Source organism: Ruegeria halocynthiae, from assembly GCF_000743705.1.
In the GTDB taxonomy this organism is placed as follows: domain Bacteria; phylum Pseudomonadota; class Alphaproteobacteria; order Rhodobacterales; family Rhodobacteraceae; genus Ruegeria; species Ruegeria halocynthiae_B.
This window is the reverse complement of the sequence record NZ_JQEZ01000004.1, coordinates 313,533-323,440: the sequence shown is the minus strand read 5'-3', so window position 1 is coordinate 323,440 and position 9,908 is coordinate 313,533. Positions and strand designations below refer to the sequence as shown.

Sequence of the window (9,908 nt, the reverse complement as noted above, 5' to 3'; positions counted from 1 at the left end):
AACGCCGGGCAGGGGCCCGGCGTGGTAATATTGTGAATTTCTGCGGGTTGCTAGAGTTTGTTGTCCGCGACGCGTAGCTGACGCGCCCGTGACAGTATTGCATCCTCGACTGCACGTGTGGTTGCCGCGCTGACCGGCGACCCGCCACTTGTTTGCAGGGAAACGGACAAAGAGCGTGCCGCCAGCGCCGGATCACTGATGTGAACCGTTGCGCGGTACTGCCGCCCCCCACCCGGAGGTGTGCCGTATCCGGTCACGATCACACCGGTAAAAGGATCAACTTCCTGAACGGGCAGGAAATTCAGCACATCCAGCGAGGCCGTCCATAAATAGCGGTTCACATTCGTGACCTGCTCGGCATCGCCTGTGTTGAACACATCCCAGATGGTTGAACGATTCGGATCGTTCAGCTCGCGTTCATCTGTCCGGCCGCCGTCGAGATTCACGTACTGGGGGCTGGTGGATGTGTTTCGATTCTGTCCGCAGGCCGACAGGGCAGCAGTCATTATGATCAAACCGAAAATCGTCTGCAGGCGCATTGTCGACTGGTCCTGTTCACTTTGGTCTAAGTTCGTATGTGTTACTCCTAGACAAGGTCCAGTGCAGCAACAACCCTATTATTGTCACATATGGGCACATACAGGTGGGTTGGCTGGCAGATCGGGCCATAAAACGTACTGTGGCATCCTTGCACCAATTTCTGGCCAATGCGGACGCCACATTTATGGCAAGCTTGCGTGAAGGGGGCAAAAAGAGCGAAACGGTTCCCGTGCTGAGACATGTGCTGATGCATGTGTCGAGTAGAAAAAACTTTTGAAACCGAGGGAAACAAGATGAAAAAAGTTCTCTTCGCATCGACCGCTCTGATCGCAACCGCAAGTGTTGCAGCGGCCGACGTTAAATTCAGCGGCTATGGTCGTTTTGGTATTGGCTATCAGGAAGACCGTTCCGGTACCGTTCCGAACTTCACCACAGACGCAGATGGTAATGTTATCAGCGCCGGTACGGCCGCTGTCGACACCGACAACACCATCCTGATCTCGCGCTTCCGCCTGAACATCGACGGCACCGCAGAAACTGATGGCGGCGTCGAGTTCTCGGCTCGTGTTCGTCTGCAAGCTGACGAAAACGCCGGCAACGGTGAGCAAGGCGAAGCTGGCCTGAACGGCGCGCGCTTCTCGGTCATCTACGGCGGTCTGCGTGTTGACGCGGGCAACGTTTCGGGTTCGTTCGACAACCTGGCAAACTACTACGGTAACGAGCCTGGCCTGGAAGCCTTCATCGCTCAGTACTCGGGCGTGAACTACGAGTTCCTGTCGTACACCTCGACCGGTTCCGGCGACAACGCTGTGTTCTTCCAGTACGCAGTCGGCGATTTCGCGTTTGGCGCATCGTATGACCAGCGCACTGTTGCATTCAACGGCAACGCCGAAGATGCCGACCGTTGGGACGTCAGCGCGACGTACACCTTCAACAACATCACGGCTGCTCTGGCCTATGGTCGTACCGACGCTGGCAACCTGTCCAGCGACGATCCAAGCCTGCTGGCCTTCACCCTGGGCGGTGAATGGGGCGACTTCGGCGGCACTCTGATCGTTGGTCGCGACGACAACACCGCGGACACTTCCTCGGGTCAAGAAACTGACGGCACCTTCTACGGTGTGTCGGCTTCTTACAACGTTGGCGCTGCAACCACTCTGAACTTCGCCTACGGTGACGGTTCTGCAGACGGCGACCGCCAGGAATTCGGTATCGGCGCCATCTACGACCTGGGCGGCGGTGCATCGCTGCGCGGTGGTATTGGCCGTGAAAAGACCGGTGACGATGAAGGTCTCGTCCGCGCCGACTTTGGTGCTCAGTTCAACTTCTAAGTTGATCTGAACCACAAGGTTCAAGGGCAGGTCTTCGGGCCTGCCCTTTTCTTTTGCGCTGACATGGTGTTTTTCTGCGGGCAAAGCAGATTGAGGAACCAAATGTCGCTGCAGGATATCACCACCCGTATCACCGATGCCGAAACCGCCGCGGGACGCCCCAAGGGATCTGTAAAGCTGATCGCCGTATCAAAAGTTCAGCCAAACGAGCGTGTGCGGGATGTTCTGGTTCAGGGCCACCGCTGTTTCGGTGAAAACCGTGTGCAAGAGGCTGCTGGCAAATGGCCAGAGTTCAAAGAGCAGTTTTCAGACGTTGATTTGCATCTGATCGGGCCTTTGCAAACCAACAAAGTCCGACAGGCGATTGAGCTGTTCAGCGCGATTCATTCCGTTGACCGACCCAAGCTGGCCAAAGCGCTGGCACGGCTGGCACAAGAAACCGGCACCTGCCCGGATCTGTTTATTCAGGTCAACACCGGGGAAGAGGATCAGAAAGCAGGGATTCTGCCGACCGATGCGGATGCTTTTGTTGCCGAGTGCCGGGGGCTGGACCTGCCGGTACAGGGCCTGATGTGTATTCCGCCCGTTGACGAAGAACCCGCGCTGCATTTCGCTTTGCTGGCCAAGATTGCGGCGCGCAACGGTCTGACCGGCCTTTCGATGGGCATGAGCGGCGATTTCGAACGCGCCATCGCGCTGGGGGCAACCCATGTGCGTGTGGGATCGGCCATATTCGGAGAGCGGGTCAAACCCGAGGAATAATTACACGCGTTCCCAGCGATATGCGCTGCGCGATCCAGTGCAGGTGTTCGCGGCGCAAGGCAATGCAGCCTTCGGTCGGGTATCCCGGGCGCCGCCATTGATGAATAAAGATCGCCGACCCGCGCCCCGGTACGGCATTGGGCCAGTTCCAATCGGTAAGCAGCACCAGATCATACAGCGGATCGGCACGGCGCAGCACTTCGTAGCTAAAGGCATAGGGCGCGCTGACCAGATGATTGTACTGGCCGTCCCGGATGTCATCCGCCCACAGATCGCGCGGGCCAATGGGAATCGCCCAAGGGGCAGGGGCTGCGATTCGATCCGGCCGATACAGCATCCCGACGATTTGGTGGACCCCCGTCGGGGTGGCACCGTCCCCCTCGCGTTTGGCGTTGCTCAGCCCGCCCTTGCCGATCGAGCAGGGGAACGCCCGCCCGGCAAATCGAACGCCGCGCGGGGTCAGCACCAGATCGTCTGGTGTCACAGCAGATGCCCTGACTTGGCGGCCTTTGTCGCCAGATACTCACGGTTATGGGCGGTCTCTCCGACCTTCAGGGGCACACGTTCGGTCACCGCGATCCCGGTTTTTTCCATCATCGCGATCTTCGCCGGATTATTGGTCAGCAACCGGACCGCGCTGAACCCCAGAGATTTCAGAATGTCTGAACCTAGCCGGAAATCCCGCTCATCATCCTCGAACCCCAGCCGGTGATTGGCTTCGACCGTATCGAACCCCTGATCCTGCAGGAAATAGGCGCGCATCTTGTTGGCCAGACCAATACCGCGCCCCTCTTGGTTGAGGTACAGCAACACGCCAGCCCCTTCCGAGCCCATCTGCGCCAGCGCACCCCGCAACTGCGGGCCGCAGTCGCATTTCAGGCTGCCCATCAGATCGCCAGTAAAACAGGCCGAATGCAGCCGGGCCAATACGGGCTGGTTCCGATCCGGGCGGCCGATTTCGACGGCGTAATGCTCCTCTCCGCCGTCTTCCGGGCGGAATACATGCAGCCGCCCAGCCTCGGACACTTCCATAGGCAGGCGGGCGGCGACAATTTCGTTCAGAACGCTGCGATCCGCCAGATGCGGTGCCGCGCGGGTGTGGTCGATACATGTCAGGCTGTGCGCCGCTGCGAACGCCCGACCGTCCTCGATAGGAACAACAACAGCTGCTGGCAGCAAACGGGCCGATTTGGTCAGCGCGATGGCAATACGGTGCAGATTGGCGTTGCCCTGGCGTTCGCTCATCAGGGGGCCTTTCATCGGTGCGTTCAGATCGTCCGAGGGATCGGCCACGGCCTGAACCCAGGCGATATCCGCATCCGCCGGGATGATCACCCGCGCCAGATCGCCGTCATAGGCGCGGGCCTTCAGGGTTTCGGCCCGCCGTACGGTGATGGCCACCACCGGCTCGCCCCCAAGTCCGCGCAAATCCGCAAGGCGTTGGGGATCAAGCGTTTCTGATGCAATCGCCAGCACGCTGAACCCACTGTCATCCGTAAGGGCAACCGGAACCCCCATGCGCAGGTCTGCGCGGGCCCGTGCCAGCAATTCTGAAATGTCCGGGATGAGACTCATCTATGTTACCCTGTAACGTTCTGGCCTTCCTGTAGCCTGAAAAGATGGAAATGTGAAACATTTCCTCCGTGTTGGACACGAGGGCGTGAGACGGTTGCAGCAAATCTTGTTGATTGCATCTTCCGCGCGCAAGTGGTGGAACAGGTTAAGGAGGACCGGACATGGCTCAGCTCAAGAAAATCCTGCTGGTGGATGACGATGAAGACCTGCGCGAGGCGCTCAGTGAGCAACTTGTGATGACCGAGGATTTTGATGTGTTTGAGGCATCGGACGGTCAATCCGCCATGGAGCGGGCGCGCGAGGCGATATACGACCTGGTTATATTGGACGTCGGTCTGCCCGATACGGATGGGCGTGAACTGTGCCGCCTGATGCGCAAGCAGGGCGTTAAAAGCCCGGTTCTGATGCTGACCGGCCATGACAGCGACGCAGACACGATTCTGGGTTTGGACGCGGGTGCCAACGATTATGTTTCAAAACCTTTCAAGTTTCCGGTTCTTCTGGCCCGCATCCGCGCCCAGCTGCGCCAGCACGAACAATCCGAGGATGCGGTCTTTGTACTTGGGCCGTATACGTTCAAGCCCGCGATGAAGATGCTGATCACCGAAGAAGATCGCAAAATCCGCCTGACCGAGAAAGAAACCAATATTCTCAAGTTCCTGTATCGGTCCGCCGACGGTGTTGTAGCCCGCGATGTGCTGCTGCACGAGGTCTGGGGCTATAACGCCGGTGTCACCACCCATACGCTGGAAACCCACATCTATCGTCTGCGCCAGAAAATCGAGCCCGATCCGTCAAACGCGCGCCTTTTGGTCACAGAGTCGGGCGGATACCGGTTGGTTTCTTAACTCGTTGTGGATTGACGTGGATCAAAGTGATACTCTGGACTCGTAATTAGAGTACTCCCATCCCGTGCATGTCCGGGTAATGACATGTACCTCCCTGTTGGACTGCCGGGCCTTTGGCCCGGCCTTTTTTTGTAGGTTGCATTGGTTCAGCGGTTAAGCCGCTTGGTCGACGTGACCCGCGTTTCGCGTTCACGATCAATCGCCAGGCTTGCTGCTCAATCCACAGGCTAGCTGATACCGTCGTTCTCCAGAACGGTACTGTAGGTTATGCCGCTGCGAAGGCTGCGGAAGTCCGCGAAAATCTTGCCATCCTCAAAGGTGGCGTCGATCAGCCCATTCACCTTGCGGTCTTCTCCGACCCGGCTTTCGACCATGGCAATTGAGCCGGTGCCATCACGGCTTATCGTGCCCGTCACCTGACCTTCATTCCACCGGTCCGAGCTGGTGCGGCTCCATTTGCTGGTGCCCCAGAACACGTTGTCCTGCTGTTCCTTGATCTCAAGAACCCATTCCGACTGGTTGAAACGCGGCGCACCATCACTGTTTTCGTTGGGCAAAGCTGCAACGGTGTGGGTGCCGCTCCAAACGCCGCGCAAATCAGGGGTGTTGTCGGCGGTCGCCATTGCGGCAAAGGCAAAGGTGCTGGCCAGAGCAGCGGCACTAAGTGTCTTAATTCCGGTCATGATATCCTCCGTTTCACATGACATAGATGTTGGCAGCCACCGGCCCGATTTCTATATCCGCTCCAGTTTATAAATTGGATTTCATAATTGCTTCACGTGCAGAGATCGGCAGCAGAGGCGGCTTGCATTACTGCACATGCTCAAAACAAATGTGTCCGATTTTTCCCATGGTGCAGGGCCGGAGGTCACGCTAACCTGCGCCAATCGCGACAGAGGATTCCCGTCTCATGCCCTTTACCCTTGCCACCTGGAACATCAACTCGGTCCGCCTGCGCGAGCCTATCGTGCTGAAACTGCTGCAGGAAGAGGCGCCGGATGTTCTATGCCTGCAAGAGTGCAAGTCGCCGGTGGAAAAGATCCCGACCGAAGGGTTTGCTGAACTGGGCTACACCCACATGGTTGCGCGTGGGCAAAAGGGCTATAACGGCGTCGCCATCCTGTCGCGCCTGCCTATGGAAGAAGCGGGCGACAAGGATTTCGCGGGCCTGGGCCATGCGCGCCACATTGCCGGACGGTTGGAAAATGGTGTCACGATCCACAATTTCTATGTTCCAGCTGGTGGTGATGTGCCGGATCGTGAGGTGAATGAGAAATTCGGCCAGAAACTCGATTACCTGACCGATATGCGTGACTGGTTCCACGCGGAAAAACCGGAAAAATCCATTCTGGTCGGCGATTTGAATATTGCCCCGCGCGAAGATGACGTGTGGTCGCATAAAAAGCTGCTCAAGGTCGTGTCGCACACCCCGATCGAGGTTGAGCATCTGGCTGAGACGCAGGATGCGGGCGGTTGGGTGGACATTACCCGGCAGGATATTCCCGAAGGACAGTTGTATAGCTGGTGGTCGTATCGTGCCCGCGATTGGGACGCGGCAGACAAAGGGCGGCGGTTGGATCACGTCTGGGCCACGCCGGATATTTCGAACGCGGGCCATTCCAGCCGCGTCCTGCGCGATGCGCGCGGGTGGGAAAAACCCAGCGATCACGCCCCTGTCTTTGCGACCTTTGACGTTTGATCGCGTCTCAGATCCAACTCGGCCCTTGGTTTCTGCAACAAGGGGTTGCATATAGGGCGCAAGTACGAACCGGAGACGATACGCCATGGACCTTCTGAACGCCGCAGCCAGCCCCGACACCACTGACCTGATCAAGGACGGAACCGAGGCCACGTTTATGGCCGACGTTGTTGAAGCCTCGCAGGAAACGCCGGTGATCGTCGATTTCTGGGCCCCCTGGTGTGGCCCATGCAAGACGTTGGGGCCGCAACTGGAAGAGGCGGTGACCGCCGCCAAGGGTGCGGTAAAGATGGTCAAGATCAACGTGGATGAGGCGCAGATGATCGCGTCGCAGATGCGTATTCAGTCGGTCCCGACCGTTTTCGCCTTTTTCAAGGGGCAGCCAGTGGATGGGTTTCAGGGCGCTGTGCCCGGGTCCGAAATCAAGGCTTTTGTCGATCGCGTGATCGAGGCTGCGGGCGGCGAAAGCCCCGGCGGGCAATTGGATGACGCCGTTCTTGCAGCCGAGGAAATGTTGACCGAAGGCGCGGCTGAAGATGCGGCGCAGACCTTTTCCGCCATTCTGGGCGAAGATCCGAACCATGCCGCAGCTTATGGCGGGCTGGTCCGGTCCCATATCGCTTCGGATGATCTGGAGCAGGCAGAGGCGATTCTGAACGGCGCGCCTGCGGAAATCTCCAATTCGCCAGAGCTTGAGGCCGCACATGCGCAGCTGGAGCTGGCCAAACAGGCCGCAGATGCCGGTCCCGTGGCAGAACTGACTGCAGCGGTCGAAGCTGACCCCGACAACCATCAGGCGCGGTTTGATCTGGCGCAGGCCCTGCACGCCAATGGCGACATAGAAGAGGCCGTGTCGCAGCTGCTGGAACTGTTCCGCCGCGATCGCGAATGGAATGAGGGTGCGGCCAAGACGCAGATGTTCACGATCTTCGATGCGCTCAAGCCGAATGACCCGATTGTTCTGAATGGGCGGCGCAAGCTCAGCTCGATGATATTTGCCTAATTCCGGATCAGGGCTACACTCGGATACATGATGCATCCCGCTGACCTGCCGGAAACGGTATCCATTTTTCCATTGCCTGGGGCGCTGTTGCTGCCCCGATCCCGCTTGCCGCTGCATATTTTTGAACCGCGCTACCTGCAGATGTTGGATGACGCCCTGAAAACGCAAGAGCGGCTGATCGGTATGATTCAGCCGAATCCCTGTCAAAGCAACGAAGACAAGCTGCACCAGATCGGCTGTGCCGGGCGTGTGACGCAGTTTTCGGAAACGGAAGACGGCCGCTATCTGGTTACGCTGACCGGGGTCTCGCGGTTTCGTATCCTGTCGGAACAGGATGCGTTTACCCCTTACCGACGTTGCACGGTCTCATGGGGCGGGTTTGACCGCGATCTGGGTAAGGCAGAGCATGACAACGGGTTTGATCGCAGTGCTTTTCTGAACTTGCTGGAACGGTTCTTTTCCTCGCAGCAGTTGTCCACGGACTGGGACACATTGAAGGATGCGGATGACGAACTGCTGCTGAATTCCCTGTCCATGCTGCTGGATTTCGACCCGGAAGAAAAACAGGCTCTGCTGGAGGCGCCCTGCCTGCGCACACGGCGCGAGACGCTGGTGACATTGATAGAATTCGCCATGCGCGGCGGATCGAACGAGGAACATCTGCAATGAACGACCGCGAACACCCCTTTGACCGCCACATGCTAGAGGCGTTGATTTGCCCACAGACCCAATCGACCCTGCATTATGATGCCGAAAAGCAGGAACTTGTGTCCAAGGCCGCTGGCCTGGCGTTTCCGATCCGCAATGGCATCCCGGTCATGCTGGTCGATGAGGCGCGCGCGCTGGATTAAATCACGCGCCCTTGCAACAGCTTGGGCAGGTCTCCGGTCAGCCCGGCAGCCTCGCGCACGAATCCACGGCGCAGACCGGGCAGCGCGCCAACGACACCCATTCCGATGTCCCGTCCGATCCGTAGCAGGGGGTTGTCGTTGGAAAACAGCTTGTTGAACACATCCGTCGCCATCGCCAGCGCCGCTGTGTCGAACCTGCGCCATTCCTGATAACGCTCCAGTACCAGCACCGAGCCGATATCTTCGCCACGTCGACCCGCCAGTGTCAGCACCTCGGCCAGCGCGCCGACATCGCGCAACCCGGCGTTCAGGCCTTGCCCTGCGATGGGGTGCATACCGTGGGCCGCGTCCCCGACCAGCGCCAAGCGGTCACCGACAAAGGAATTGGCGATGGTCAGATTCAGCGGATAGGTAAACCGGTCACCAGCCAGGCGAATGTCGCCCAGAAAATCGCCGAACCGTGGGCGCAGGACTTGAAGGTAGTCGGCCTCGGGCAGGGCGTTGATGCGTTGGCCCATCTCGGTGCGCTCGCTCCAGACGATCGAGCTGCGATTGCCGGTCAGGGGCAGAATGGCCAATGGACCGGGAGGCATAAAGAACTGATGCGCAACGCCGTGATGGGGTAAATCATGCTCGATGGCGCAGACCAGCGCGGTTTGCCCGTAATCCCAGCCGGACCGTTTGATCCCCGCACGCGCGGCTGTACCACTGCGGCGACCATCACACCCCACCAGCAGCCCGCCCGTGACGGTGGCACCATCGTCCAGCGTTGCGGTTACACCGGTCGCGTCAACCTCTTGCGCGACGACGGTTTTGCCGCTGATCTGGGTGATGCCCTTTTCCCTGTCCATCGCATCCAGAAAGGCGCGGCGCAGGTGGCGGTCTTCGACCATATAGCCCATGGGGCCTTCTTCGATCTCGGCATGGTCGAAATGCATGAAGAACGGAGACGGCCCCGCACCCGCATGACCATCGGTGACCTTGATCTCAAGCATGGGTTGGGCATGGTCGGCGACGGCGTTCCAAACACCAATCGCATCCAGCAGCCGTTGCGAGGCCAGCGCCAGCGCATAAGCGCGCCCATCAAAGGCGGCATTCTTGCGTGCTTGTTCGGCCAGGGCGTCAATCACGGTGACGGAGTGCCCCGTTTGCGCCAGTGCCAAAGCCAGGGCCGGGCCGTTCAGGCCGCCGCCCACGATCAGGATATCGGACTTGTGTTCCATGCCCCGCAATATGCGCGCCCATTCGGGATTGTCCATGTGCGGTCCTGTCGCTACCGTCCAGACACAGCATTATTTT

Annotated in this window: 12 protein-coding genes; 7 read left to right on the top strand and 5 right to left on the bottom strand. The window is 59.0% G+C overall.

Translation table 11 applies throughout. The features are described from left to right. Positions 1–50: 50 nt before the first annotated feature. Positions 51–539, bottom strand: a complete 489-nt coding sequence (locus tag JT51_RS16525; RefSeq protein WP_037315177.1) for a DUF3576 domain-containing protein — start codon at positions 537–539, stop codon at positions 51–53. Between the two features lie 294 nt (positions 540–833). Here JT51_RS16525 and JT51_RS16520 point away from each other — a divergent pair, with 294 nt between their 5' ends. After that, positions 834–1,871 (top strand): porin, encoded by a 1,038-nt coding sequence (locus tag JT51_RS16520; protein ID WP_037315174.1) that lies wholly within the window; start codon positions 834–836, stop codon positions 1,869–1,871. A gap of 102 nt (positions 1,872–1,973) precedes the next feature. Beyond that, complete coding sequence (locus tag JT51_RS16515; RefSeq protein WP_037315171.1) at positions 1,974–2,633, top strand: YggS family pyridoxal phosphate-dependent enzyme; 660 nt, start codon at positions 1,974–1,976, stop codon at positions 2,631–2,633. Here JT51_RS16515 and JT51_RS16510 read toward each other — a convergent pair. Together JT51_RS16510 and ribA are read right to left on the bottom strand one after the other, a co-directional pair. Further along, complete coding sequence (locus JT51_RS16510; protein WP_037315168.1) at positions 2,617–3,117, bottom strand: L,D-transpeptidase family protein; 501 nt, start codon at positions 3,115–3,117, stop codon at positions 2,617–2,619. The two genes, JT51_RS16515 and JT51_RS16510, sit on opposite strands and share 17 nt — an antisense overlap. Beyond that, a complete protein-coding gene (ribA, locus tag JT51_RS16505; protein ID WP_037315165.1) occupies positions 3,114–4,208 on the bottom strand; it encodes a GTP cyclohydrolase II in 1,095 nt (364 codons plus the stop codon). Before ribA ends, JT51_RS16510 begins: the two co-directional genes overlap by 4 nt. 161 nt (positions 4,209–4,369) lie before the next feature. Here ribA and JT51_RS16500 point away from each other — a divergent pair, with 161 nt between their 5' ends. Next, on the top strand, positions 4,370–5,056 hold the full coding sequence (locus tag JT51_RS16500; RefSeq protein ID WP_037315162.1) for a response regulator transcription factor: 687 nt from the start codon (positions 4,370–4,372) through the stop codon (positions 5,054–5,056). Between the two features lie 227 nt (positions 5,057–5,283). On the opposite strand, the gene JT51_RS16495 is transcribed toward JT51_RS16500, so the two are convergent. Beyond that, entirely contained in the window at positions 5,284–5,739 is a 456-nt protein-coding gene (locus JT51_RS16495) for a hypothetical protein (protein ID WP_037315465.1), read from the bottom strand. 227 nt (positions 5,740–5,966) lie between these two features. Here JT51_RS16495 and JT51_RS16490 point away from each other — a divergent pair, with 227 nt between their 5' ends. The 4 genes from JT51_RS16490 (at position 5,967) to JT51_RS16475 (ending at position 8,609) form a co-directional block, all read left to right on the top strand. After that, the gene (locus tag JT51_RS16490; protein WP_037315159.1) at positions 5,967–6,755 is read left to right on the top strand and encodes an exodeoxyribonuclease III; all 789 of its coding nucleotides are present in this window, start codon (positions 5,967–5,969) and stop codon (positions 6,753–6,755) included. A gap of 85 nt (positions 6,756–6,840) precedes the next feature. Next, positions 6,841–7,758 carry a thioredoxin gene (gene trxA, locus JT51_RS16485; protein WP_037315156.1) on the top strand — a complete coding sequence of 306 codons (918 nt, stop codon included), beginning with the start codon at positions 6,841–6,843 and terminating at the stop codon, positions 7,756–7,758. 27 nt (positions 7,759–7,785) lie between these two features. Continuing rightward, the gene (locus JT51_RS16480) at positions 7,786–8,427 is read left to right on the top strand and encodes an LON peptidase substrate-binding domain-containing protein (protein WP_037315153.1); all 642 of its coding nucleotides are present in this window, start codon (positions 7,786–7,788) and stop codon (positions 8,425–8,427) included. Continuing rightward, positions 8,424–8,609 carry a Trm112 family protein gene (locus tag JT51_RS16475; protein WP_037315150.1) on the top strand — a complete coding sequence of 62 codons (186 nt, stop codon included), beginning with the start codon at positions 8,424–8,426 and terminating at the stop codon, positions 8,607–8,609. Before JT51_RS16480 ends, JT51_RS16475 begins: the two co-directional genes overlap by 4 nt. On the opposite strand, the gene JT51_RS16470 is transcribed toward JT51_RS16475, so the two are convergent. Next, the gene (locus JT51_RS16470) at positions 8,606–9,868 is read right to left on the bottom strand and encodes an FAD-dependent monooxygenase (protein ID WP_235216197.1); all 1,263 of its coding nucleotides are present in this window, start codon (positions 9,866–9,868) and stop codon (positions 8,606–8,608) included. The genes JT51_RS16475 and JT51_RS16470 overlap by 4 nt on opposite strands. Positions 9,869–9,908: the final 40 nt, after the last annotated feature.